Below are 22099 nucleotides of genomic sequence, written 5' to 3'. Positions count from 1 at the left end.
GCGCCTTGCCCCGTGGGGCGTACTGGCGGTCGCCCTGTAGGGGCTGCCGGTCGTAGCAGCCGATCCGGCGATCCGAGAGGCCGAGCACTGTACGCTACTCCGGAGTAGCAGCACGAGTTCTCGCAGGCCAGAGAGTCTGTGTCCGAACCCGTGTCCGAGGACCGCCACTGGCCGATTCAAAGTGATCCGCGTCACAGCTTTCAGCTACGCTCCGTAGTAAACGCTGGGAGCGTGGATGGAACACGCCGTCTTGTACACCCGCCGAGTCCCCCGACTTGGCCGGACCTGGCCGGAGTCAGCCGGTGTCTGTAGCCACCCAGACCTCACGAGACTCACGAACCCAACCGCATTCTTGATGTGCTAGTGAAGGCTACGGTCGGTGTAAGAACGCGGCAGAACATAGGTCTGCTGCGGGAATCTGAAACACCGCTAGGTCCGACTTGCCCTGCGGAGCGAGTAGCGTCATCGGTGTCGCCGGGACCTCGCAGAGGCTCGCGACACCCACCAACATTTCTTCCCCGTTGAGCATGCGGAGAACCAGTGACCCGCACCGCTGTTACCAGCACCCGCCGCCTCGCCAAAAGCATTGCCCTCGCCCCGCCCGGGCCGCTACGCACCGCCGCCGAAACCGCCGAGCAGCTCCGGACTACGGTTTCCGCCCTCTATAACATGCGGCATCGAGGGCAAGGCCCTCGGGCAATAAAGCAGGGCCGACGGCTGCTTTACGCCCAGTCGGACATCGACGCCTACATCGCACGGCTGTACGCGGAGCAGGGATGACCTACCCGATCAGCAAAACAAGCACAAATGACGAGAGCCAGCGCCCCAACGCCGGCTCCGCCCTCTACCCGTCGACCTCCACGGAAGGTCACCTGTGATGGTATCCACCCTTGGCGCCGGGACCGAGCAGTCCCTGCCTCAGAGCCCCCGCCCGGCCGTCGCCGGAGCTCGGCGACGGCTCCGGCGTATGGCCGGCGGCCGTCCGCTCCGGACCCGCGCGGACGAACGGGCGCACGAGGCCCGACGGCGCGCAGCCGAGATCGCCCGCGCCGGGCAGACAATCAGATGACCAGCGAGACGGGGCGCTCGGCGCTGGCTCTGGCCGCCCGCGGGATGGCGGTGTTCCCGGTTCGGCCGGGGTCGAAGTCGCCACTTGTTCGATGGAGCACCGAGGCCACGCTCGACCCGCAGACGATCACCGGCTGGTACGCCCGGTGGCCGGCCGCATCGGTCGCTATCTCCTGCGGCCCGTCCGCTCTGGTCGTCATCGACATCGACGGCCCGGTCGGGGCGGAGTCGTGGGCCGCGCTGACGGCCGAGCACGGCGAGGTGACCACCTGCGCCGTGACGACGGGCCGAGACGGCGGAGGCCGCCACCTGTGGTTCCGGGCCGGGCCGGCCCCCGGGGTCCGCAACAGCGCCGGGCTGCTCGGCCCCGGGATCGACGTCCGCGGCACGGGCGGGATGGTCCTCGCTCCGCCGTCGCTGCACCGCTCCGGCCGGCGCTACGCGTGGGCGGCACGGGCTCCGCTCGCCCTGCTGCCGGACTGGCTGCGCGAGGCCGCTACCCCCACACCGCCCGCACGCCGGCCATCCCGTGCGCTGCCTCCGGTGCCTGCGGATCGTCTGCTGGTCGGCCTGGTCCGGGTCGTGTCGGACGCCCCGGAGGGGACCCGTAACGACCGCCTCTACTGGGCGGGTACCCGTGCGGCCGAGCACGCCGCCGCCGGCCGCCTCGACCACACGACCGCCGTTGACGCCCTGCTGCGGGCAGCGGAGGCGGCCGGGCTGCCCCCGGGCGAGGCCGCACGCACCGTCCGCTCCGCCCTCGACGGCCGGGCGGTGACCGCTTGACGACCCGCGGAACCGCCGAACAGATCGTGCGGGCCGCCCAGAAGGCAAGCGAGCCGATCGCGCGCGACCAGCCCCCCGCCCGGGTTGGAACACTCGGAACGCTCGGAACACAGCCTGAGAGCGAGGCTGGACCGGATCTGCTCGCTGGCGTCCACAACGGCGACTGGCTCAACAGCCAGACCTTCCCGGACCTGAAGTACGCGGTGCCCGATGTGGTGCCCGAAGGCTTCACGTTGATCGTCGGACCGCCCAAGGCCGGCAAGTCATGGCTGACGTTGGGCCTGTTGCTAGCGGTTGCCCAAGGTGGACGCGCCCTCGGCGCGATCGAGATACCGACGTCGGGCCGTGTCCTGTACCTCGCGCTGGAGGACGGCGACCGCCGGATGCAGGCCCGGTGCCGCCGGCTACTCGGCGGCGAAGTCCTGATCCCAGTGCTGTTCCACTACATCACAAAGATCATTCCAGGCAGGGTCATCGAAACAATCGAAGCGTTCTTGAGGCTGCATCCGGACACCGCATTTGTGGTGATCGACACGTTGGGGAAAGTGATGCCGCCCGCGATGGTCGGTGAATCGAGCTACCAGCGTGACTACCGGATCGGCTCGGCGTTGAAGGGCATCACGGACGGGCATCCCGGTCTCGCGCTCGCAGTCCTCCACCACGACCGCAAGGCGATGAGCGACGACTTCGTGGACTCGGTATCCGGCACGCACGGTCTCGCCGGTGCAGCGGACACGATCGTTGTCCTGGGCCGGAAACGCCAGTCCAGCGAAGGTGTCCTCAAGGTCACCGGACGCGACATCGAAGAGAACGAATACGCGCTGATCACCGATGCCGGCACGTGGACGTTGGACGGTCAGACGCTTACCGAGGCCGCGGAGCGTGTGCAGCAGCGCGCCGAACAGCAGGATCTCAGCGACCAGACCAATCAGATCTTGGAGTTCGTCCGCAAGCACCCCGACAGTGCCGCGACCGGCCTCGGAGTACAGACCTCGGAGATCGTGACGGCCTTCGGCGAGGTCCGGGTGTACCTGACCCGCTTGGTCAAGTCCGGGAAGTTGGCGAAGGCGTCGCGCGGTCGCTACCGCGTTCCAAGTGTTCCAAGTGTTCCGAGCGGCGGGCGGTCTGCATCCAGCCTCGCCGCCCCGCTGCCCGAAGAGCCACCGGACGACCCGTGGCCCGCCCACGAGGACGACGCAGCATGACCCCCGGCCTCGACCCGGCCGCGCTCGCCGCAGCGTCCGAGGCCCGGGTCGCAGCCCAGATCACCGCCGCCCGACGGCACCACGCAGCCCGCCGCGCTGCCGAGCTGGAGAAGCGCAGCGCCCGGACCGCCGGCCTCGCCGCACGCCACGCACGCAAGATCAGCCGACTTGGAGGCAACCCGACCATGCCCGTCCCGACCATCACCCCGCCGGCGGCCGACCCGCCGACCGCCCGCACCCTGATCGACACCGGGGCGTGCGCCGCCGGCTGCATGCTGGCCGTCTCCCCTCCCCGCACCTGCCGGTGCGGATGCTCCGGCCAGCATCACGGCGCACTCGGCAGCATCCCCGTCCCCGCCGTCGACCAGACCGCGACCGCCGCATGAGCGCCCCGCGAACCGCCCGGCCATGGGCCGGCAGGCCCCGTCCCGACGGCGACACCGGCACCGAGGCCCGGGCGCCATGGTCCGGCCTGCGCTCCCCGTCCGCCTGGTGCTGCCCGAACTGCGACACCGCAGCAGCCCCAGACCCGACCCAGTCCGGGGTCCTCGTCGCCCGGCACCGGGAGACCTGCCCGAACCGGCGTCCCGACGCCCCGTCCCGCAGCCGACCCTTCAACCTGCCGGAGGCCCGATGACCCTTCAACCGCCCCGTTGCACCGCGACCTGCTCCGGCCGGCGCCGCCCCGACAGGGCCGGCCAGCCCTGCAAGAATCCGGCGGTCCGCGGCGCGACCGTCTGCGCAAAGCACGGTGGCGCCGCGCGGCAGGTGAAAGCCAAGGCGGCCGTCCGCCAGGCAGACGCCGAGATCCGCGCTCTGCTCGACGGATACACCCCCGAGCCGGTCGACGACCCCCTTACCGCCTTGAAGGAGATTGCGGGGAGGATTCTCGCCTGGTCCAAGATTGCAGAACAGCGCGTCGCCGAGCTGGACAGCCTCGAAACATTCTCCGAGGCGACGGGTGAGCAGGTCAGGGCCGCGGTGGTGGTGTTTGAGCGGGCGCTCGACGCCGCGCGGAAAGTCCTCGTCGATATGGCCCGGCTCAAAATCGACGAAAGAATCGTTGCTATAAACGAACGAACCGCATCCTCATTTGTGGAAGTCTTCCGGGCGGTAATGACCCATCCTGATCTCGCCTTTACGGACGATCAGCGCCGGGCACTGCCGGGTGTCGTCCGCGACATCCTTCGGGCGCAGCGGGAGATAGCGCGATGAGCGACTGGTCCAGCCTCGACGATCGAACGATCGCGGAGATCGAGGCCACGGTCAGGGACGTCATACATGATCCTCTGCTCCGTCTCAGTCCGCAGCAGCAGGCCGCCGCCGACCGGGTGATCCGCCGTCACCTCGACGCCCTCGCTGAAGGCTCGCCTGTCCCGGACGATCAGGACGGGCGATGACTGGCACCCCGGACGTCAGCAGCCTCCAGCGGGCGGTCGGCCTGGTCGCCGCCGCGCAGAGCGGCGACCAGGAGCTGGTTACCCTCGCCGTCGCCGTGGCGCTGCTGGCCCGGCTCGCAGGCGAGGACCAGGTCGCGGAGCTCGCCCGCGCAGCGGTGGCCGCCGGGCCGGCGGCCGGGAATGGCGACGGGCTCGCCGCGCTGGTGCGGGCCAATCCCGAGGCCGCCGCGGTGGCATTGCGGGGCGTCGCGGCGGGGGCAGTCGACGTCACGCTCGGTCTGGTCGCGGTCGCCTGCGCCTTGGGTGGCCCGGACCGGCCCGACCTTGCGGAGATCGGTCTCCGAGCTGCACGCGAGCCGGAGGCGGGATGAGGTCTTCGGCGGGGCCGTGCGCCGTGCCGACGCCGCGGGAGGCTGCTCGCCTCCTCGTCGTCGCCCGCATCGGCCTGCGCCGTCTCCGCGTCCGTGATGGGGCCGCTCCCGCCGGGACGGAGGCCGTGCTCGACCGGCTCGCCGACGCGGTACCGCTCATCGACGGGCCGGCTGCGGCCTGCCTGGTCGGGCTGCTGCGCGCGGGGCTGGGCGAGCTGGACAGGGGGTCGCCGCTCGACGTGGCGGTCCGCGGTGACCTGGCCGTGCTCGCCGATGTTGCGGAGCATCACCGGCTGCGGCGGGATGCCGCCCTTGGCCGTTTCGCGCCCGGGTCGCGCGACTCGTTCGCCGCCGACGATCTCCAGCCGGGATCGTGGGTATCGACGACACGAGCCGCACACATGTTCGAGTTGGACCCGTCCTACCTGCGGAGACTCGCGGCCCAAGGCGCGCTGGACGCGCGGCGAACGAGTAAAGGTCGGTGGCAGATCCGGGCAGAGAGCTTGATCACGATGGCCGCTCAGCGTCGTTGGACATATCCCGACGCCGCATAGGAGATCCGATGGGCAGCAGAGCTGCCGGACCCGCCCCGACACCGGCGGAACTCGCCGACGCCATCAACATTCTCGGCGACCTGTCCGCGCTTGATGGCCGCGTCGACCGCGACCAGGTCGCCGCCAGAGCTGCGGTGACGGTCGCAGTCTCGCCGATGGCCCGCAGCCCGCTCGTCAAAAACCTCGCCGGGGAGGCTGGCGGCCTGCTCGCCAAGGCCGCCGAGTTCGCCGGTATGCCGCCCGCTGACCGGGCAGCCCGCCGCCGCGTCTTGCAGGCCGTGTTTGACGGGTCGCAGGGCCCGGACCGGGTGACTTTTGCCGGCCTGCTGCGCGAGTTCGACGACCTGGCCGCCGCGCTGCCGAAGGTGGCGGTAGCCGTGCCGCCGCCGGCCGCCCCCGCGAACGACGCGCTCTTCAAGGCCGCCGACCGTGTCGCGGACGGTTTCCGCCGCCGGCTCGATGCCGCCGCAGCCCGGCCGGCGCCCACCCACGCCCGTACCAGCCCGAGGACAGGACGATGACCAGCCGCAAGACCCCCGCGTCGACTCTCGCTACCGCCGCCGCCGCAGCCGAAGCGGCCGAAGCAGCCGCCGACGCAGCAGCCGACGATCTGCACCAGACGCGGTTGGCTGCGCTCGAGGCCGCCCGCCAGGTCGCCGCGACGCGGCAGGCCGAAGCCGACCAGGCCGCCGCCGAGCTGCGCCAGCGCGAGGCCGACTGGGCGGGCACGCTCGCCGAGCAGGCCGCCGCCGAGGATGCCGCCCGCCGGGCCGCCGAACAGGCACGGCTCGTCGCCGTCCGGGACGAGCTCGCCGCCGAGCGGCAGGCCCTCGATGACGAACTCCCCGAGCTGCTGCACCGCACGATGGAGATCATCCATACCTGGGCGCGGTGGGAAACCCGCCGTACCGACCTGCGCGGCCGGCCGGCTGCCCTCGCGAAGACGGCGGCACAGGTCCTCGGCGATGCCTCCGCTGCGGCCCTGGCTCCGTACGGAGTCGAAACCGACGGGCTCCCTCGGCTGCTCGCCAACCAGGGTGTGCCCTTCGTCGCGCACGAGGTGATCGTCAAGATGCTGCTTGCCGCGCGGGCCACCGAGCCTCCGGACGCGGAGCCGCCGGCTGCGGTGGCTGCCTGACCGGGCATGCTCGTCCACGTGACGCAGGCAGGGGCCGACCCGATATCGGATGTCGGTCCCTGTCTGCTGTGTGGCGGTCCGGGTGTGCTGGTGGCTGAGTATCCGGCCCCTTCCTGGCTGTGTGCGGTGTGTGCCCGTCTGGTCGCGGATCATCTTCGTCGGATCGGGTCGATCCCCTCGGTGTGATCCCGTTGTGTTACGTCTATTAAAATGGATGTGACAGTGCAGGTCAGACGGGGTGGGAGCGCAATGAAGCTGATCGGTTACATACGGGTATCGACCGATAGGCAGGTCGACGGCTACGGACTCGACGTCCAGGAGAAGGCCCTCCGCGCATGGGCGCGCACCACAGGCCACCGCATCGACACGATCCACCGCGACGAAGGCGTGTCCGGGAAACTCGACGACCGACCCGCCCTCGGCGAAGCCCTCCAAGCCCTCCGTGGACGCCAGGCCGCCGGCATCGTCGTCCCGAAACTCGACCGGCTCGCCCGCGACCTCGTCGTCCAAGAACAGCTGATCGCCGAAATCTGGCGGATGGGCGCGGACGTCTTCAGCACCGCGCAGGGCGAAGCCGGCTACCTCAAGGACGACCCGGATGATCCGTCCCGGAAACTGATCCGGCAGGTCCTCGGCGCCGTCAACGAGTACGAACGGGCGATGATCGCGCTGCGTCTCCGCTCCGGCCGCACGCTCAAAGCGTCCCGCGGGGGCTACGCCTACGGGTCCCCCGCGTACGGGCAGCGGGCACGCGGCCGGGAACTCGTCCCGGACGAACGCGAACAGGCCGCCCTCGCCCGCATGACCGAACTGGCCGCCGCGGGCGCGTCTCTGCGGGTCATAGCGGACACCCTGACCGTCGAAGGCCACCAGCCCAAGCGGGGCGGGCGCTGGCATCCGCAGACGGTCAGCCGGGCACTCGGACGGGCACGGCAGACGCTCTGACCGCTGGAGGGCAGCCCGGACGGCGTATCCACTGCATGCCCGGAAAGCACGATGCCCCGCCGGTCTCCCGGTCGGGGCATCGTCGTGTTGCCGTCCAGCTTGCCGACGTCGGCCCGCGCGAGCTGGACGCGGCCACCGGCCGAGCGGAGCCGTCAGGGGCCGGACGCGGTGAACGCTGGCTGGTCGGGCTGGCCCTGAAAGACCAGCATCACCGTGTCGCCGAGCGAGTGTGCCTCGCTGAGCCGGACGTCTCCCGGCAGGTAAATCGACAGCGCCGTGGTCACTTCGGCCGCGGTCATGGCCACGTCCATGATGACCGTGACCCGGCCCGTGATCCGGGAGTAGTGCGCGGTTGCCCCGCTCGTCGGCAGCCTCCGGCCGGACCAGCCGTCCGCGACGGCGGGCACCCGGCCCGCGTCGTCGTCGAGCTGGCGGTCGTCACGTGGCGTCGTGGATGATCGGTCCATCGGTCGTACCTCCGTACAGGTCGGCCACGAGCCCCGCCGGTTGTCGGACCGGTGGGGCTCACTCGTTCCGCGCGTCCGGGACGGCGCGCGAGTGTCCGGTCACGGTAGCGAGCTTGCGGATTCGAAGAAAGAGCGCGGACCACGGATCCGGATCCGCATCCAGCATCCGGGCCCATGGCCAGCAGCAACGAGCCGGAGTCGCGGCCTGCGACCCCGGACGACCTGATCGGCTTCGGCGAGCTACGCGAATTGCTGGGCGTCGCCCGGTCGCGAGCGCACACGATCACCCGTGACCGTGACTTCCCCGCGCCCTGGTACACCGGCGAGAAAGAACGCCTCTGGCTACGCCGGGACGTCGAAGCTTGGCTTGACCGGCATCGGCCCGGGTGGCGCGGCGACGCCTGACCGTTTCGCATATTGGTCAACAATGCGCGCCATATGTTGGTCAACAATCCTGCTGCTACCTGTCCTGACCAGTCCGGTTACCGTTCGCATGAATACGGCGACGCGGGGAGGGTGGGCTATGGACGGATGGCCTTGCATGACGGACGCTGAATTCCTGCGGACAGTGACCGGCAGGGGTGCAGCGTGGACGTTGACCGGCGTGACCTCTTGCTCGCCGGCGCGGCCGGCCTGGCGCTCACCGGTCCCGGGTCGGGTGGCGAGGTGAGCGCCTTCCTCGACGAGATGCGCGCCCACGCCTACCGGCTCGTGCGCGCCTACCCGCGCCGCGACGTCCGCCAGAGCGCCGACGTGGCCCGTATGCACCTGCGGGCACTGACGAGCATGGGCCGGGTACCGATGTCCGCGAACGCCGAACGCGGCCTGTTCGAGGCGCAGGCCATGTACGGCGCGGCCTACGGCCTGGCCCTCGCGGACCTGGGCGCCTACGACCAGGCCGGCCGAGTACTCGACACCGCGGCCGGCCGCGCCGCCGCGATCGACAGTCCGGTCCTGCTGGCGCACATCGCCGGCACCCGGGCGCTGGTCGCGCTCTACGGCAACCGGCCCGATGACGCGCTGACCGCGATCGGCCCCGGCCTGGCCCATGGGGACGGCCCGGCCGGGTCGCGGCTGCACGGGATCGCCGGCCGCGCCTACGCCCGCCTCGGTGACGCGGCCAAGGCCGACACCGCGCTGACGGCCGCCCGCCGGAGCGTGGACCGGCACGCCGTGTCGCTCGTCGACGCACAGCCGTTCCGCGGCCTGTCCCCGGCGGAGCTGGCCAGCTACGCCGTCGACGCCTACGCCCGTCTCGGAGACGCGCGGACCGCCGGCACGGTCGCGGACGAGTGGCTACCGCGGGCCGACCGGGCCGGTAACGAGGCGCTGTCGGTGTGCCTGCGGGCCGCCTACGGGATGGCGCTGGCCGACAGCGACCCGGCCACCGGCGCGCACCTGGTCGGTGAGGCGATCGCGCGCGCGTCCGCGGTCGGGACTCCAGCCACTGGAGTGATCGAACGGGCAACCGCGTTCGTAGGCCGCGCCCCGGCCGGGCATGCCGCCGTCCGCGACGTCGCCGAGATGATCCGGACGCTGTCCGTCTGACCAGCTCACGTAGGGTCCGACCCGGGCGCGAGTGAAGGCGGGGGAGTGACCCTTGGTGAACTTCAACTTTGCTGACGTCCGTGCGAGCCGGGCGCGGGTGGGAGCCTCGAAGGTGTCACGAGGTGAGTACTACTCACGTCATCGACTCGTGTGACCCGGGCGGCCTGTGCGCAGATGGAGATGGCCGATCTTCGAGCCTCCTCGAAGACCGCTCTCCGGTCCGACCCGGGCGGACGGGGAGCTGACGCCTGGTGAACGTCGACAGTAGCGACGCTCACGTCCGGCCCGAGCGGGCGGGGAGCCGGAGATGGCCGGACTCGGATTCCGGTCATCGACCGAGTCCGGCCCGAGCGGGCGGGGAGCCGGACGTCAGCAAAGTTGAAGTTCACCAAGGGTCACGGTCCCGAGCGGGGCGGGGAGCCGGGCTTATGGGCGCCCATAAGATCACGAACCCGCATGTTGTAGCGCGGCGGCCACCTTCCGTGGACAGGTCTCAGGCACCGGTCCAAGATGCCCGGGGCTCCGGCCCGGGCGCGCGGGGAGCTGACTTCATGGTCACCTTCGGGGCGTCCCTAAAGTGACTCCGGCCCGGGCGCGGGGGGAGCTGACCCTCGGTGAACGTCAGCTTTGTCGACGTTCACGTGCGCCCGGTCGCGGATGGGAGCGATCACTTTACCGGCGCCGGTAAAGTGATCAAGGCTGCGCATCCTCTACGGATCGCTGTGTAGCCGATTGATACCATTTTCCCGGCGCCGGGAAGATCGCGTTGCGTACCCTCTACGGACCGCTGCGTACCCGAGGGTGAACACCGGCCGGCCGCCGTTCACGCCCACGGCCCCGGTCCCGAGGGGTTCTCGAGACCGGGGCCGTGGGCGTTGTCGGTGCGGGGTCAATCGCGGCCCGCGCGTCGCTCCGCGATGTGGGTCAGCCACTCCTCATCTGTCCAGCCGGTGCCGCGTTCGACTACTCGACCGTCTGTGTCTCGGTAGCCGGGAGGCAGGTGCCGATCCTTCGCGGCCCACGTCTCGGAGATGCTGCGGTTCCACCTGGTTCGAGCAGCCGCGGCACGGCGACTCTCGGCCTTTCCGCCAATCCTGATCTTCACGTCTTCTCCTTCGGTCTCGAACGGGTCTCTGTGGCCGTCCTGGGCAGGTGGGCTACACCCCCGCTACCGCTGCTACCGCGCAGGTCAGCGGGGTCTACCGGGGCCGCTACGCCGGTAGCGGGGGGTGTCTACATGTGGGCTGCCGGCCGGCCGGTCAGCCGCCGGCCGGGGCGGGCGGGGAGGTAGCGTCGGCCCCCTCTACCGGCCGGGCCGCGAGCACGTCCGGCGGGATCGCGCCCTCGATGTCGCGCAGCAGATACCCGGCACGGTTCTCCCCGTCGATCTTGACTTGCTTGGTGGTGCGGCGGACCCCGGCACGGTCCAGCTCGGCCGCGAGCATGGCCGGATCGAAATCCCCGTAGCCGTCCTCGTCGAGGTTCACCAGCGCGGACAGCAGGTCTTCCGTCCAGATCCGCGACCGGGACCCGAACGCCTCCATCACATCCCCGATGATCTGCGGGATGGTGTAGCCGACGTCCCCGGCCGCGGACGGGATGTCACCGGCCGCCTGACCGGTCAGGGTGCCGGCAGCCACCCGCAACACCCGCCCCCGGGAACACACCACGTCGAACGCCGGATTGTCGAGATAATCGCATTTCACGGTCACGTGGTTCGCCGGGCCGGTCACCAGCACCCCGACGCCTTTGTGTTCCTCGGACAAGGTGGAAGCGTCCGCACCCATCGCGGCCTTACCGTCTCCCAAGACCATGTCCGAGCTGGTTTTGTCGGTGACCTGCGTGGAATACCGCCGCGACACGATCTCCCGGAGCTTCGTGGGAACGCTTTTGGCGTCCGGCCGCTGCGACGCATAGATCGGGATGAATCCGGCCGCCGGGCCGCGGCGTGCGATACGGGCCAGCTTCCCGATGATCCGACGCCGGTCCTTCTCCTCGTCGATCGCCTCGAAGTACTCTTGCAACTCGTCGATCACGACCAGGACCAGCGGCATCATGTACCGCCGCATGATGTCCGGAGTGAGCTTGCCTTCCGGGCACATGCTCGTCGGTAGGGTCGCGAACAGCGCGAACCGCCGCGACATCTCGGCGATCAGCTCGTCGAGCATGACTTCCAACGCGGCGAGATCTTCGTCGTCCGCGCCGCGGATATACCGGTGGGCGACCTTCGCGGCCGGCCGGAAATCAGCACCGCCTTTCCCATCGGCGAGGTACAGCCGCACCCACGGGTCGAGTACCCCGGCGGATACCAGCAGCCGCATGGAAAAGGTCTTGCCGCGGCGCGGCAGGCCACCGAAAAACGCCGACTCCCACAGCATGCCCAGCGTGATCCGGTTGCCGCGGGCATCCCGGCCGAACGGTACCGCCGTCCAAAAATCGAAGGTGTCCGCGTCGACCAGCGGTGACACCGTGGACGGGCCTAGATACGGGTCATCGTCGGCGATCCACAGTGACAGCCGCCGGCCGTGCCCGCCTTGATGGGCCCGTACCCGGCTCATGATGAGCTGGATCTCGTCGACGCCGAGTTCGGCCGCGAGGACATCGGCTTTCGCGATGGCGTGCGCGGCGGTTTTCCCGCCGCCCAACGGCAGGTCCGCGACCACAGCCCAGCCGGTACCGTCTCGGAGTACCGGCGAGCACAGCACCAGCCCCGCGGCCGGTTTCAGGAGCCCGGCCGCGCGGAACGCGCCGTTGAGATGTTCCGGGGCCAGCCCGACCCGGATGTCCCGGTCGGCGCCGTACCCGGCCGGCGCACCCGGCGTTCGCCTGCGCCGTCCGGCGACCGCCGCCGTGCCGGCCGCGGCGAGACCGGAGACGACCGGCACCCACTCACCGACGGCCAGCGCGGCGACGGTCTCCCCGATGCCGGTGGTCGCCAGGGTCGCGCCGGTGAGGTACCAGCGGATCCGGCGATGATCCCGGATCAGGAACACGTCCTTGCCGAGCTTGCCGGTGGCCGCGTCGCGGAGCTCGTCGGCGAGGTCTTCGGCACGGACCCAGCGCCACCAGACCCGGCCACCGCGCCACACCCCGCGCAGGATGGCCAGCGGGGAGCGGCGCAGGCTGCGCACGGCCGCCCGGGTGGCCATCCGGCCGCCGTGGTCGAGCCGGGCCCGCGCCACCGTGGTATCCGTCAGCCACACGGGCAGGCGTAGGGGGTCGTCGGCCAGTGGTCGGCGTGCCGGTACCGGCAGCGGGGCATCCGGCGAACTGGCCGGGGGGGCTGGTGTGGCCGGGCCGGTGGCTGGCTTGCTGTCCGGGTCGGGGATGGCCGGTAGCCACGGGCCCGGGACAACGTCCCCCACAGCGTCCGCCTTGTCGAGTCGTACCGGCGCGGTCATCGCGTCCACCCGGGCATCGGCGCGTCAGCAGGCAGGATCACCGTGGAGGCTGCCAGCGGAGCGATACCGGCCGCGGTCGACACGGCGATCTCGATCCGCTGGGCCGCGTCCACGACCGCCAGGACCAGCAGACCCGCGATCCTCAGGGCCAGGACAACGACGGCCAGGAGCACGAGCCCGACAGCCGCCCACCACGGCAAGGCGCGCAGGTCCGCGCGGATGCTGGTCATGATTCCTCCCGCCGTAGCGCTGACAGGTGGTTACGAACGGTCGACGGCGTGACACCGACCAGGGGTGCCCACTCCGCGGCCAAGGCGCGGTCGGATCGTGGGTCGTCGGCCGGGATCCGGCTGACCAGCGCGGCCACCCGGTGCCGGGTCGGCCCGGTGGCGTGGCCCGCTGGCTCGGTCTCCGGGCCGGGGTCGGCCACCGATGGCCCGGCCACCGGCACGGGATCGGCCGCGGGTGGCTCGGCCGGTGGCGTAGCCCGGGCCACAGGGGGTGCGGACTGGACCGGTAGGGGATCGGCTGTCGCCTTGACGGCTGGACCGGAGCCCACCGTCGGAGCGACGGATAGGGCCGCCACATGCCGGACGTGGCGCAGGGCCAGTTCCAGCGCGACCGCGAGCGCGACCGGCGCCCACAGGCCGATCAGACGGCCGGTCCACGTCGGCTCGGCGTGCGCCACGTTCGCGGCCACGGACGCGCCGATCCCGAGCGTGACCGCGAACCAGGCGGTGGCCCGGCCGCTGCGCCGGTTGGCACGGGCATCCGCGAGCAGCACCAGCGCGGCCACCGCCAGCAGGCCGTCCACGGACAACGGCAGGATCGTGGAGGACAGCCCGTCCTCACCGTGGCGGGCGGACAGGTCCCGCATGTGCCGGTAGCTGACGATCGCCGCGACTCCCGCGACGACGGCCAGGCCGGCGCCGATCAGACGGCTGATCCACTGATCGGCGCTGATCTTCGTACCCATCACCGGCCGCCCTTCTTCTTGGCCTTCCGGCGGCGGGCAAGCTCCGCCTTCTGCGCGGGGGTCAGCGTGGTCGACTCCCGGCCGGTGAGCCGGTCCCGCGTCGTCACCCCGTCCTTGGTCGTCGTCTTGTCGATCCGCTTCCTGCCGACCAGGTTTTTGATCTCCTTGACCGACGTGGGGATCGTGACCGACTTCGGGCTCTTCCGCGCACCGCGCTCGCCGGTGCCGGCCCGGGGGAAGCAGACCGGGCACGACGCGCCGTCCACCACCCCGAGCCCGGCGCACAGCCCACACGGCCGGCTCACCGGGTCACCGCCGCCGGCCCGCCGTCGCGGTCCTGGCCGTGCGCCGAGCAGGCGAACACCTGACACTCGCCCACGGCGCCAGCCGGCACGCTGGCGACACCGGGCACGGTCAGGTCGGCGCCGCAGACCAGGCACGCGAACCCGTCTAGAACGCCCGGGACGGTCGCGACGTCGTCGTCCAGCCCGTCAGCCTCGCCAGTGATGAGCTCGCCCCGCTGGTACGCGATGACCGCCCGGTCCACGGCGACCATCTGGCGTACAGCCCGGAGGACCTCGGCCATGCTGCCGCTGGTCAGTGCGGCGGTCAGCGCGTCCGTGGCGAGCATGAACGCGGTGGTACGGACCGTGTTCGGCCCGTACTGGGCAACCCGTCCGGACGCTTCGGTCAGGTCAGCGATCGTGGGCTCCACGAACGCCGGGTCGACCGGCGGGAAGTCGGGGAGGATCGGCGTGGTCACCGGGCACCCCCAGTTACCTTGGCGAGACCGAGGTCCTCGAAGATGGGCAGGCGGGTGATCATGTTCAGGGCCGTCCGGTACCCGGCCGCCTCCCACTCCCGAGCCTTTCGGGTGTCGACGCGTTCGGTCGGGTCTTCGGCGATCGTGACCAGCCAGCCGTGCAGGAGAGTGAGCTCGTCTCTGTCGTCGTTGAGGTAGTCGATGAGGGCTTGGCCTGCGAGTTCGGCGCCTCGCGCCATGTAGATCATGATCAGGCGGGGGATCGGGGGGATGTCGGGGTTGGCCGCGGCATCCTCGTAGGCGCGGATCGCCGCGGCGACGGCGAGGAAACCGGCGCTGTAGGTGTTGTCCGCTTCCAGATCGATCAGGTCGGGGTGGCTGGCGAACAGGTCGTCGGCGCTCATGCCGCCACCGCCAGGACGGCGGCGCGGGTGACCCGCAGCGAGGGAGCGCATGGCCGCATCGGAACGTCGCCGAGCCCGTGCCGGGCGTAGGTGGCGCGGATCGCGTCCAGGTCGGCGGTCTGCCGGCTGGACTCGACCCGGTCCACGGCCCACGAGCCGTACACGCCGGCGGGGAGCCGATCCAGCAGCTTCCGGGCCTTGCGCTTGCCACGGTCGGCGGTCCTGGCCTGCTCGGAAGCCGTCTCGTAGCTGGCCGCTGCCTCCTCGATGACCTCGACGGCGGGCATCTCGTCCGGGGTGTAGACGTCCGCGGGGTCGGCTACGGCGATCGGGTCCGGCTCGGCGGTCAGGACGGGAGCAGCCGCGGTGACCGAAGCCGGGGTGCGGCGGGCACGGAACAGTGCGGGGGCCGCGACGGCGGCAAGCGCCACAACCAGGCGGGCCGTGCTGCGGGTGAGAAGCTGCATGTGCGGGTCTCCTGTCTTGTCAGGTGGTCCGTAGGCCCTCGTCGGTGTTGCTGCACCGGCGGGGGCTGTCTTCGTTTCAGGCGGTAGATGTCGGGCGGCCGGCGCGGATCGCGTCGATGTCCGCCTTCCGGTAGCGGCGCCTCCCGCTCGGGAGTGCCACTGCCCGGATCGCGCCAGCCCGCGTCCAGCGGCTGAGGGTCGCCGCGCTGACTCGCAGCGCCTTGCGTGCCTCGGCCGGGGTCATCAGCTCGTCGTCCTCGCTGGCGCTGACCTGCGGGGTTGCATCCGGCATGTCGCCTCCCGTCCTCATGAGCGATTCGGTACGCTATGACAGTACCAAGCGATTATCGATCAAACAAGACGTTCGGATGGTGATGAGCGGTGCGGGAAGGACACAAGCTGCTTGCTCTCAGGGAAGATGCAACCCATGTCCGAACCCGCCGACCCCGTGCTCTGGGGTACCTCCGAGATCGCCGAACGGCTCTCGGTGACGCGGGAACGTGCCCGTCAGCTGACGAAGCTGCCGACCTGGCCGGCGCCGCTACGTCACGGCGGGAAGGGTGTGCTCGGCCTCTGGCGCGCGGACCTGATCGAAGCCTGGATAGCCCGCTACCGGCCGGACGATGCCCGGGACGCCGAGGATGAGCTACCGGAGCTCTGGTCGGCGGCCGACGTCGCCCGGTATGTCGGTATGCCGGTGCATGAGATCGCGTCTCTGCTCGGTCTGCCTCGCCCGGCGTGGCGGCATCACGGGGTCGCGCTGTACGTCCGCGCCGACATCGAAGCGTGGGCCGCCTCGCGCGGCTGACCAGCCCGCACCACCGCTTCCGCGCTTCCCGCGCGTACACGTCTGCGCTACGGCCCGCAGGCCGTCCCCTCACCGCAGACGAAACGGGCCCGAACCGGAGATCTCACCCTCCGGCCGGGCCCTTGATCGAAATCCCTCGCAGTGAAGGGTTTCCGACCCGTGGCGAATGCTGCCAGCGTGCCCCCGGGCACGTCCAACCTGCCCACCCGTAGCGGCTGGACCCCCATACCCAACGCGATCATCGGCAATCCGGCGTTGACCGGGTACGCGCGGATGATCCTGATCTGGCTTCTCTCCCACACACCCGAATACCTGGCCACCGTCAACGCGGACGCTGTCGAGCGCGCGTTTCCCGAGTGGAGCCGCCGCGCGGTCACCGCTGCCCTGAAGGAGCTTGAGGTAGCCGGTCACCTCGTCCGGAGGCGGGTTCCGGGCCCGCGCGGGCGGGTGGTCTGGGCTCCGTGGACCATCCAGCACGTTCCGGAGGGTGACAATGCGGACACGCCTACGGAACTACCACTGACGGAAAGTCCGCTGGCGGAAGGACCGTCGGCGGACCGTCCGCCAGCGGTACTTCAATCAGAAGACCAGAGTAAGAAGACCAGTAAAGAAGATCAGTTCTTAGAAGAACATTTTGATGATGATCTCGCGCACGCGCGCGAACAAAATCATCATGTGGATAACCCCCGGGCTGTGACCATCAGCCCGCCTCCCACCGTGACGGGTACCGCCTCGCCGGACCCTCACCCTTCGACGCACTCTCCCGACCCCAGCCCGGCCGGCTCCACTACGGGCATCGAGGGGGACAGAGGATCAGCGGTTCCGTCGTCGGCTTCCGGCCCGTGGATGCTCACCGCGGAATCGCTGGTCGACCGTGAGGTGATCGGCTTCGGGGTGGTGCTCGACAGCGCCGCACGTCACCAGCTGGTGGACGCGGTCGCCGAACGCCTCGCCGCAGGTGTCGAACCGGGTGCGCTCGCTGAGGAACTGGGCGGGGAACTCCCGCCGGGTGTCGACCCTGTGACGGTGCTGCTGGACTGCGTCCGCCAGGCCCAACCGGATGGCGTCCGCCAGGCGGACGCCGTCGAGGGCGTCGCTGACGACGATGGCGTCGCTGATGACGACGGCACCCACACCCGTGTTCCAACTGTTCCGACTGCGGCTCCCGCTGTCGGCTCGGCCGTCGACCTGCTCCAGGTCCTCGCCGACGCGGTGCACGAGGCGACCGGGCAGACGATCGACAGGGAGCTCGCCGGGAAGGGTGTGGCGATGGTGCTGCGCCGCAAGGACGGCACCCTGCGGGATGTGCACGACCCGGCCGGCTACCTGCGGACGGCGGTCGAGACGGCACCTACCCGCTTCCTGCCCTCTATGGTCCCGCCCGCGGCGTCCAGCTCCGGCCGGCCGCGCAGGGAGTCCGGCCGGGAGCGGACCCGCCGGATCTTGGACGAGGAGATGGCCAGGGCCACCGCGTCCGGCCCGGCAGGGCACCCGTCCAAGCTGGTGTGCCTCACCCACCCGGCCGCCATGTTCCGCCCCGACGGGACATGCCCAGAATGCCGCCCAGACGCCACCAGGACAGCCGAACCGGGCTGGACGGGGTGGATGTCCACACCCCCGCCCCGTACGGCCAGTACAGGCGTGCCCCCATGGTGCGGCTCCTGCGGCGGGGACATGGGCCACGCCCCGGCTGTCCTGCAAGCCAACGTGTCGTTCCGGACTGACACCGGCCGTCCTGGCGGTGTCCCGTGCACTCGGTGCCATCCCAAGGCGGCCCGGGCGTCCGCATGAACGAGCACCAGGCCCCGCCTCTGCGCGCGCCGGAGACGGCCTCACTCGGTCGACCCGCCGATCATGTGCGCCGGCCCGGACTCGCTTCCGCCCGCGGCGAAGCCCCGGCACACGTCCCCGGGGCCAGCACAATAGTGTCGATGGCCGCCCTGGGGCGTTCCTACGGCCACCCGTTCAGTGAGGAGGCCCGGTGTTTGTCCGGCGCGCCTACATCCCCGACTCGCTGGCACCCGAGCCGCCCGAACGCGACGCATGGCCGTTCACGGTGCCCTGCGTGGCGGCACTGGTGGAACACGGCCTGACATTCACCCACCCGGTGACCTTCCTCGTCGGCGACAACGGTTCGGGCAAATCCACCCTGGTGGAAGCGATCGCCGAGGGGTTCAGGCTGGACCCCTACGGCGGCCGGGCCGGTGCCCGCACCGGCCGGCCGGATCCGCGGAAAAGCCCGTTGGGCACGGTGCTGCGGCTGGAGACGACCGCGGCGGGAGCACGGATGCTGGGCGGCCCGCGGCTGAAGAAGAAGGGCTTCTTCCTACGGGCCGAGACCGCGTTCGCCATGACCGAGAACCTGGGAGGCGTGCCGGGCTACTGGGCCGAGGACACCCGCCGGATGAGCCACGGCGAAGGCTTCACGACCATCTTCCGGACGATGATGAACGCTCCCGGTTTCTACGTGATGGACGAGCCGGAGTCGGCGCTGTCGTTCACGTCCTGCCTGCACCTGACCTCGCTGATGTACGAGCTGGGGCGGTCCGGGGCGCAGGTGATCTGCGCGACGCACTCCCCGGTTCTGGCCGCGACCCCGGGCGCGGACATCATCGAGATAGGCGAGCACGGGTTCCGGCGCGCCCCGTGGGAGAAACTGGAGCTGGTGGACCACTGGCGACGCTACTTGGACAACCCGAATGCCTACCTGCGCCACCTCGTCGACGGCGGTGGCGATGACGGCTGAGTGCGACATGGACGTCGAACAGGCGGACGAGCGGTTCCGGGAGTGGATGCGCGGCAACCTCGCACGCGCGGCCGAGCATTTCGGGCTCACCGTGGTCGGGGAACCGGCGTGGGGGTGGCGGCTGCGCACGATCGGCGCGTCGGCCAGCGGTCCGGACGGACCCCGTTGGCTGCGTGTCGTCACGGAGTTCCCGGAGTGGGCACGCGGGGACACCTGGACGGGGAACACCGACGCGAACAGCCTGGTGGGCCTGGCGAAGCCCCACGTATTGGGCGTGTTGGAGTGGGACGAGCAGAACTGGCGTCGACAACGCGCCGAGGTGATGACCCTGCTTCCCGGCCGGGCCGTGTCGCCCACGAACCACCTACGCACGATGGTGGATCTTCCGGACTCGTGGTGGGCGGAGTTGCGCCGCAGCGTCGATGCGCTCTGCTCCACTCCGACCGGGCGGATCTACACGGGCCAGGAGGCGGTGTCCAAGCGGATGCGTGCGGCCTTCGGCGAGGACGTGCGCATCGACCGGTGGGAGACCGTGCACGGCGATCTGCACTTCGAGAACCTGCTGGCCCCGCGGTTCGGCTTCCTCGACTGGGAGATGTGGGGATGCGGCCCGGCCGGTACGGATGCCGCAAGCCTGCTGCTGCACAGCCTGCTGGTGCCAGAGGTAGCCGACCGGGTGCGGCGCACATTCGCCGGCATGCTCGACACTCCGGACGGCCGGAAGGCACAACTGGCCGTCGCCGCGCGGCTGCTGGCTCGCATCGACGACGGCGACTACCCCGAGTTGGACCAGCCGCTTCGCCGACACCTACATACCCTCGGCTGACTACTTCCCATAGTTGGGAACGCAGCCGCCCTTCGGCCGGCACGGGCCGGTACCAGTAGGCCAGCAGGACGGCCTGCACGCGGGCCCGCAGGACGGGCCGCACTGCGGATCGCACATCTTCGGCACGCACGGCGGTATCTGCCGACTCGCGAAGTGCTCGGCGAGCTGCCCCCGCACATCCCGGGCCGCCTCGCTGGCGAGAACATCGGCCAGTGGCGCGGTGAGCACGTTGCCGATCGGGAGCCAGCGGGAGAAGACACACGGCCACACCGCACCGTCCGGAGAGACCGCTGCCACCCCGTCCCCGCAGCGGCCACACAACTGCTCGACACTGGCCTGCCGGTCACGGACTCCTCGGCCCACCTGGCGTAACCGGTCAAAGCCGATGGTGGGTACCCCGAGGTCGACCAGTTCCGCCCGCGCTCCCATGGCCCGCCGTTCACCGCCAAGATCGATTACTCCGGCTCGTACGGGAATGCCCCGGCGCACCGCTTCGGTGATGTTCGCTTTTGTCGGTCGATGGCTGGGCCGCCCTGTGATCGCCGCGTGTTGGGTGGGATCGTCGGAGTAGTAGGAGGTGGCCAGCGACACCCCCGGCCGGGAGAAGATCTCCCACAGCACGTCGGGGACGTGCACCAGGTTGGAGAACACCTCCACCGTCAGGCCCAGCGCCAACGCCCGGTCGATCAGCACCCCGAGTGGCGGGTACAGCGTCGGCTCCCCGCCGATGAACTGCACCATCCGCACCCCCAGATCGGCGGCCTGGTCGAGTACCCGGAGCCAGTCCGTCTCGCTCATCGCCCCATGCGTTCCGGATGGGGAACTCTCGGCGTAGCAGTGCACGCAGGTGAGTTGGCAGCGACCCGTCACTTCGCACCAGAGGAACGAAACGTCCGACATGCGCAGAGCATAAGTCACGTGACATTCTGTAACAGCATGTCGGTGTGCGGTGGGGAGCGCCCGGGGTACGGTGACCGGCCATTACCGGGGTCTGGTGCGCTCCTTCGAGCGCGGGCGGTAGCCCAGAACAGCGGCCGGAGTCGGGAGAGCGATCTCGCGGACATCCGCAAGATCACCATGATTTCGCGGGCGCTCGAGGATGCCGCTTCCGTGACGCGCTCCCTCCAAGCCGGCGGCGGCCCGCTGGTCACCGCGAGACGGGATCGCAGACCTCCACGCGCGGCTACGGAGCGTACGCCGATGACAGGTCGGACGAGGCCGGTGGGACGTCCAAATCAGACGCCCCGCTGGCGATCTTTGGGCCGTTCCTGGGCCGTTTCACTCGGAAACCAGCGTGAGGTCACGAGAGATACCGCAAGGTCAAACGTCCAGCTCAGAGGCATGATCAGCAAGTTTGCCCAGGTGGCGAGGCACCCCGAAAAACTTCCCCGGCTACTCGCTGTACCCGGAGACCTGACATTCCTGGGAAGCGAGTACGTGAACGACCACCGGGGCGACCGTTTGTTCCCTCGTTCCGCGGTCCAGCAGGATGCGATCACATGATTCCGGGGCGAAGGCCGTGCTCGGCCAGCGGGCCGAGGCGAAGGCCCAGGTCATGGCAGCGGGCGGCAAGCTCGGGCAGTGCGCCGAGGGCGCTGCGCCACGCCCGCGGCGCGGACGTGCAGTCGCAGTCGTGCAGCAGGACGGTCCCGCCGCCGCGCAGGTCCGGGGCGAGAGTGTCGAGGACGGTCAGCGGCGTGGCCGTCGACGTCCAGTCCCGGCCCCAGGCCGTCCACAGCACCGGGGTCAGCTCCAGCCGGCGGGCGGCGAGGAGGAACCCCGCGGACAGGATGCCGTGCGGTGGCCGGGCGAACCGCGGCGGATGCCCGGCCACCGTCGTGATCAGCTCCCGGGTCCGGTACAGCTGCCGGTAGGTGGAGCGCGGCCCGCGCAGCAGCATCGGCCGGTGGTCCCAGGCGTGGACGGCCAGCTCGTGACCGGCGTCCACCATCCGCTCGGCCAGGTGTGGCGCGCGCTCCAGCATCGTCCCGAGGACGAAGAAGGTCGCCCGCAGGTCCAGCTCGGCCAGCACGTCGAGGAACAGCGGGGTGGACGCCGGGTCCGGGCCGTCGTCGAAGGTGAGCGCCACGTGGTCCGGCGCGCCGATCCCGGCGAGCCCGGGCATCAGGTGGATCCGCAGTCGGCGCAGGGTGGCCACCGAGGGGACCGCATGGGTGAGAAGCGCGGCGGCACCAGCGCCCGCGACCGCCCGGACGAAGCCCGCCC

28 protein-coding genes are annotated in these 22099 nt (G+C 70.7%); 17 read left to right on the top strand and 11 right to left on the bottom strand.

What is annotated here, in order from left to right:
* The first annotated feature begins 540 nt into the window (after nucleotides 1-540).
* The 11 genes from AC5LSR_RS04225 (at nucleotide 541) to AC5LSR_RS04175 (ending at nucleotide 7467) form a co-directional block, all read left to right on the top strand.
* Nucleotides 541-780, top strand: a complete 240-nt coding sequence (locus tag AC5LSR_RS04225; RefSeq protein WP_493468167.1) for a helix-turn-helix transcriptional regulator — start codon at nucleotides 541-543, stop codon at nucleotides 778-780.
* Between the two features lie 285 nt (nucleotides 781-1065).
* On the top strand, nucleotides 1066-1854 hold the full coding sequence (locus AC5LSR_RS04220; protein ID WP_493468166.1) for a bifunctional DNA primase/polymerase: 789 nt from the start codon (nucleotides 1066-1068) through the stop codon (nucleotides 1852-1854).
* Complete coding sequence (locus AC5LSR_RS04215) at nucleotides 1851-3059, top strand: AAA family ATPase (protein ID WP_250283136.1); 1209 nt, start codon at nucleotides 1851-1853, stop codon at nucleotides 3057-3059. The genes AC5LSR_RS04220 and AC5LSR_RS04215 overlap by 4 nt, the downstream gene beginning before the upstream one ends.
* Nucleotides 3056-3445: a hypothetical protein gene (locus AC5LSR_RS04210; RefSeq protein WP_250283138.1), complete on the top strand. Its 390-nt coding sequence runs from the start codon at nucleotides 3056-3058 to the stop codon at nucleotides 3443-3445. The genes AC5LSR_RS04215 and AC5LSR_RS04210 overlap by 4 nt, the downstream gene beginning before the upstream one ends.
* A 247-nt stretch (nucleotides 3446-3692) precedes the next feature.
* A complete protein-coding gene (locus tag AC5LSR_RS04205; protein WP_493468165.1) occupies nucleotides 3693-4274 on the top strand; it encodes a hypothetical protein in 582 nt (193 codons plus the stop codon).
* The gene (locus AC5LSR_RS04200; RefSeq protein WP_493468164.1) at nucleotides 4271-4459 is read left to right on the top strand and encodes a hypothetical protein; all 189 of its coding nucleotides are present in this window, start codon (nucleotides 4271-4273) and stop codon (nucleotides 4457-4459) included. Before AC5LSR_RS04205 ends, AC5LSR_RS04200 begins: the two co-directional genes overlap by 4 nt.
* Nucleotides 4456-4830, top strand: coding sequence for a hypothetical protein (locus AC5LSR_RS04195; protein ID WP_493468163.1), 375 nt, complete (start codon nucleotides 4456-4458; stop codon nucleotides 4828-4830). The genes AC5LSR_RS04200 and AC5LSR_RS04195 overlap by 4 nt, the downstream gene beginning before the upstream one ends.
* Complete coding sequence (locus AC5LSR_RS04190) at nucleotides 4827-5384, top strand: hypothetical protein (RefSeq protein WP_493468162.1); 558 nt, start codon at nucleotides 4827-4829, stop codon at nucleotides 5382-5384. Before AC5LSR_RS04195 ends, AC5LSR_RS04190 begins: the two co-directional genes overlap by 4 nt.
* A gap of 8 nt (nucleotides 5385-5392) precedes the next feature.
* Nucleotides 5393-5905 (top strand): hypothetical protein, encoded by a 513-nt coding sequence (locus tag AC5LSR_RS04185; protein ID WP_250283152.1) that lies wholly within the window; start codon nucleotides 5393-5395, stop codon nucleotides 5903-5905.
* The gene (locus tag AC5LSR_RS04180; protein WP_250283155.1) at nucleotides 5902-6522 is read left to right on the top strand and encodes a hypothetical protein; all 621 of its coding nucleotides are present in this window, start codon (nucleotides 5902-5904) and stop codon (nucleotides 6520-6522) included. Before AC5LSR_RS04185 ends, AC5LSR_RS04180 begins: the two co-directional genes overlap by 4 nt.
* 249 nt (nucleotides 6523-6771) lie before the next feature.
* Entirely contained in the window at nucleotides 6772-7467 is a 696-nt protein-coding gene (locus AC5LSR_RS04175) for a recombinase family protein (protein ID WP_250283157.1), read from the top strand.
* A gap of 152 nt (nucleotides 7468-7619) precedes the next feature.
* On the opposite strand, the gene AC5LSR_RS04170 is transcribed toward AC5LSR_RS04175, so the two are convergent.
* Nucleotides 7620-7934 (bottom strand): hypothetical protein, encoded by a 315-nt coding sequence (locus AC5LSR_RS04170; RefSeq protein ID WP_250283159.1) that lies wholly within the window; start codon nucleotides 7932-7934, stop codon nucleotides 7620-7622.
* A 174-nt stretch (nucleotides 7935-8108) separates the two neighbouring features.
* Between AC5LSR_RS04170 and AC5LSR_RS04165 the strand changes: the two genes are divergently transcribed.
* A complete protein-coding gene (locus AC5LSR_RS04165; RefSeq protein ID WP_493468161.1) occupies nucleotides 8109-8339 on the top strand; it encodes a helix-turn-helix transcriptional regulator in 231 nt (76 codons plus the stop codon).
* A 183-nt stretch (nucleotides 8340-8522) separates the two neighbouring features.
* Nucleotides 8523-9482: a hypothetical protein gene (locus AC5LSR_RS04160; protein WP_493468160.1), complete on the top strand. Its 960-nt coding sequence runs from the start codon at nucleotides 8523-8525 to the stop codon at nucleotides 9480-9482.
* A gap of 1259 nt (nucleotides 9483-10741) precedes the next feature.
* Here AC5LSR_RS04160 and AC5LSR_RS04155 read toward each other — a convergent pair.
* The 8 genes from AC5LSR_RS04155 to AC5LSR_RS04120 all read right to left on the bottom strand — a co-directional run bounded on the left by AC5LSR_RS04155 (nucleotide 10742) and on the right by AC5LSR_RS04120 (nucleotide 15785).
* Nucleotides 10742-12883: an FtsK/SpoIIIE domain-containing protein gene (locus AC5LSR_RS04155; protein WP_250283165.1), complete on the bottom strand. Its 2142-nt coding sequence runs from the start codon at nucleotides 12881-12883 to the stop codon at nucleotides 10742-10744.
* The gene (locus AC5LSR_RS04150; protein WP_250283167.1) at nucleotides 12880-13113 is read right to left on the bottom strand and encodes a hypothetical protein; all 234 of its coding nucleotides are present in this window, start codon (nucleotides 13111-13113) and stop codon (nucleotides 12880-12882) included. The genes AC5LSR_RS04155 and AC5LSR_RS04150 overlap by 4 nt, the downstream gene beginning before the upstream one ends.
* A complete protein-coding gene (locus tag AC5LSR_RS04145) occupies nucleotides 13110-13859 on the bottom strand; it encodes a DUF2637 domain-containing protein (protein WP_493468159.1) in 750 nt (249 codons plus the stop codon). The genes AC5LSR_RS04150 and AC5LSR_RS04145 overlap by 4 nt, the downstream gene beginning before the upstream one ends.
* Nucleotides 13859-14164: a hypothetical protein gene (locus AC5LSR_RS04140; protein ID WP_250283169.1), complete on the bottom strand. Its 306-nt coding sequence runs from the start codon at nucleotides 14162-14164 to the stop codon at nucleotides 13859-13861. Before AC5LSR_RS04140 ends, AC5LSR_RS04145 begins: the two co-directional genes overlap by 1 nt.
* Nucleotides 14161-14622: a hypothetical protein gene (locus AC5LSR_RS04135; protein ID WP_250283171.1), complete on the bottom strand. Its 462-nt coding sequence runs from the start codon at nucleotides 14620-14622 to the stop codon at nucleotides 14161-14163. The genes AC5LSR_RS04140 and AC5LSR_RS04135 overlap by 4 nt, the downstream gene beginning before the upstream one ends.
* Nucleotides 14619-15026 (bottom strand): hypothetical protein, encoded by a 408-nt coding sequence (locus tag AC5LSR_RS04130; protein ID WP_493468158.1) that lies wholly within the window; start codon nucleotides 15024-15026, stop codon nucleotides 14619-14621. Before AC5LSR_RS04130 ends, AC5LSR_RS04135 begins: the two co-directional genes overlap by 4 nt.
* Complete coding sequence (locus tag AC5LSR_RS04125) at nucleotides 15023-15493, bottom strand: hypothetical protein (protein WP_493468157.1); 471 nt, start codon at nucleotides 15491-15493, stop codon at nucleotides 15023-15025. Before AC5LSR_RS04125 ends, AC5LSR_RS04130 begins: the two co-directional genes overlap by 4 nt.
* 76 nt (nucleotides 15494-15569) lie before the next feature.
* Nucleotides 15570-15785: a helix-turn-helix domain-containing protein gene (locus AC5LSR_RS04120; protein WP_493468156.1), complete on the bottom strand. Its 216-nt coding sequence runs from the start codon at nucleotides 15783-15785 to the stop codon at nucleotides 15570-15572.
* 135 nt (nucleotides 15786-15920) lie between these two features.
* On the opposite strand from AC5LSR_RS04120, the gene AC5LSR_RS04115 reads away from it, so the two are divergent.
* The 4 genes from AC5LSR_RS04115 (at nucleotide 15921) to AC5LSR_RS04100 (ending at nucleotide 19873) form a co-directional block, all read left to right on the top strand.
* Nucleotides 15921-16301 carry a helix-turn-helix transcriptional regulator gene (locus AC5LSR_RS04115; protein WP_493468155.1) on the top strand — a complete coding sequence of 127 codons (381 nt, stop codon included), beginning with the start codon at nucleotides 15921-15923 and terminating at the stop codon, nucleotides 16299-16301.
* Between the two features lie 159 nt (nucleotides 16302-16460).
* Nucleotides 16461-18092 carry a hypothetical protein gene (locus tag AC5LSR_RS04110; RefSeq protein WP_493468154.1) on the top strand — a complete coding sequence of 544 codons (1632 nt, stop codon included), beginning with the start codon at nucleotides 16461-16463 and terminating at the stop codon, nucleotides 18090-18092.
* A 190-nt stretch (nucleotides 18093-18282) separates the two neighbouring features.
* Entirely contained in the window at nucleotides 18283-19047 is a 765-nt protein-coding gene (locus AC5LSR_RS04105; RefSeq protein ID WP_493468153.1) for an AAA family ATPase, read from the top strand.
* Complete coding sequence (locus tag AC5LSR_RS04100; protein ID WP_493468152.1) at nucleotides 19037-19873, top strand: phosphotransferase; 837 nt, start codon at nucleotides 19037-19039, stop codon at nucleotides 19871-19873. The genes AC5LSR_RS04105 and AC5LSR_RS04100 overlap by 11 nt, the downstream gene beginning before the upstream one ends.
* Here the strand turns inward: AC5LSR_RS04100 and AC5LSR_RS04095 are convergent, their stop codons facing one another.
* Nucleotides 19874-20773, bottom strand: coding sequence for a radical SAM protein (locus AC5LSR_RS04095; protein WP_493468172.1), 900 nt, complete (start codon nucleotides 20771-20773; stop codon nucleotides 19874-19876). It abuts the gene before it with no gap.
* Nucleotides 20774-21368: 595 nt separating this feature from the next.
* On the bottom strand, nucleotides 21369-22099 hold a 731-nt coding region (locus AC5LSR_RS04090; protein WP_493468151.1), incomplete at its 5' end, for a polysaccharide deacetylase family protein.

Source organism: Protofrankia sp. CiP1_Cm_nod4 (genome assembly GCF_982290645.1).
This window is presented reverse-complemented; position numbering and strand designations above follow the sequence as displayed.

Coding starts and splice junctions, on each gene's coding strand:
- AC5LSR_RS04220 (WP_493468166.1), top strand. CDS start 1,066: ATGACCAGCGAGACGGGGCGCTCGGCGCTGGCTCTGGCCGCCCGCGGG.
- AC5LSR_RS04210 (WP_250283138.1), top strand. CDS start 3,056: ATGACCCCCGGCCTCGACCCGGCCGCGCTCGCCGCAGCGTCCGAGGCC.
- AC5LSR_RS04205 (WP_493468165.1), top strand. CDS start 3,693: ATGACCCTTCAACCGCCCCGTTGCACCGCGACCTGCTCCGGCCGGCGC.
- AC5LSR_RS04200 (WP_493468164.1), top strand. CDS start 4,271: ATGAGCGACTGGTCCAGCCTCGACGATCGAACGATCGCGGAGATCGAG.
- AC5LSR_RS04195 (WP_493468163.1), top strand. CDS start 4,456: ATGACTGGCACCCCGGACGTCAGCAGCCTCCAGCGGGCGGTCGGCCTG.
- AC5LSR_RS04190 (WP_493468162.1), top strand. CDS start 4,827: ATGAGGTCTTCGGCGGGGCCGTGCGCCGTGCCGACGCCGCGGGAGGCT.
- AC5LSR_RS04185 (WP_250283152.1), top strand. CDS start 5,393: ATGGGCAGCAGAGCTGCCGGACCCGCCCCGACACCGGCGGAACTCGCC.
- AC5LSR_RS04180 (WP_250283155.1), top strand. CDS start 5,902: ATGACCAGCCGCAAGACCCCCGCGTCGACTCTCGCTACCGCCGCCGCC.
- AC5LSR_RS04175 (WP_250283157.1), top strand. CDS start 6,772: ATGAAGCTGATCGGTTACATACGGGTATCGACCGATAGGCAGGTCGAC.
- AC5LSR_RS04170 (WP_250283159.1), bottom strand. CDS start 7,934: ATGGACCGATCATCCACGACGCCACGTGACGACCGCCAGCTCGACGAC.
- AC5LSR_RS04165 (WP_493468161.1), top strand. CDS start 8,109: ATGGCCAGCAGCAACGAGCCGGAGTCGCGGCCTGCGACCCCGGACGAC.
- AC5LSR_RS04155 (WP_250283165.1), bottom strand. CDS start 12,883: ATGACCGCGCCGGTACGACTCGACAAGGCGGACGCTGTGGGGGACGTT.
- AC5LSR_RS04150 (WP_250283167.1), bottom strand. CDS start 13,113: ATGACCAGCATCCGCGCGGACCTGCGCGCCTTGCCGTGGTGGGCGGCT.
- AC5LSR_RS04145 (WP_493468159.1), bottom strand. CDS start 13,859: ATGGGTACGAAGATCAGCGCCGATCAGTGGATCAGCCGTCTGATCGGC.
- AC5LSR_RS04130 (WP_493468158.1), bottom strand. CDS start 15,026: ATGAGCGCCGACGACCTGTTCGCCAGCCACCCCGACCTGATCGATCTG.
- AC5LSR_RS04125 (WP_493468157.1), bottom strand. CDS start 15,493: ATGCAGCTTCTCACCCGCAGCACGGCCCGCCTGGTTGTGGCGCTTGCC.
- AC5LSR_RS04120 (WP_493468156.1), bottom strand. CDS start 15,785: ATGCCGGATGCAACCCCGCAGGTCAGCGCCAGCGAGGACGACGAGCTG.
- AC5LSR_RS04115 (WP_493468155.1), top strand. CDS start 15,921: ATGTCCGAACCCGCCGACCCCGTGCTCTGGGGTACCTCCGAGATCGCC.
- AC5LSR_RS04100 (WP_493468152.1), top strand. CDS start 19,037: ATGACGGCTGAGTGCGACATGGACGTCGAACAGGCGGACGAGCGGTTC.
- AC5LSR_RS04095 (WP_493468172.1), bottom strand. CDS start 20,773: ATGTCGGACGTTTCGTTCCTCTGGTGCGAAGTGACGGGTCGCTGCCAA.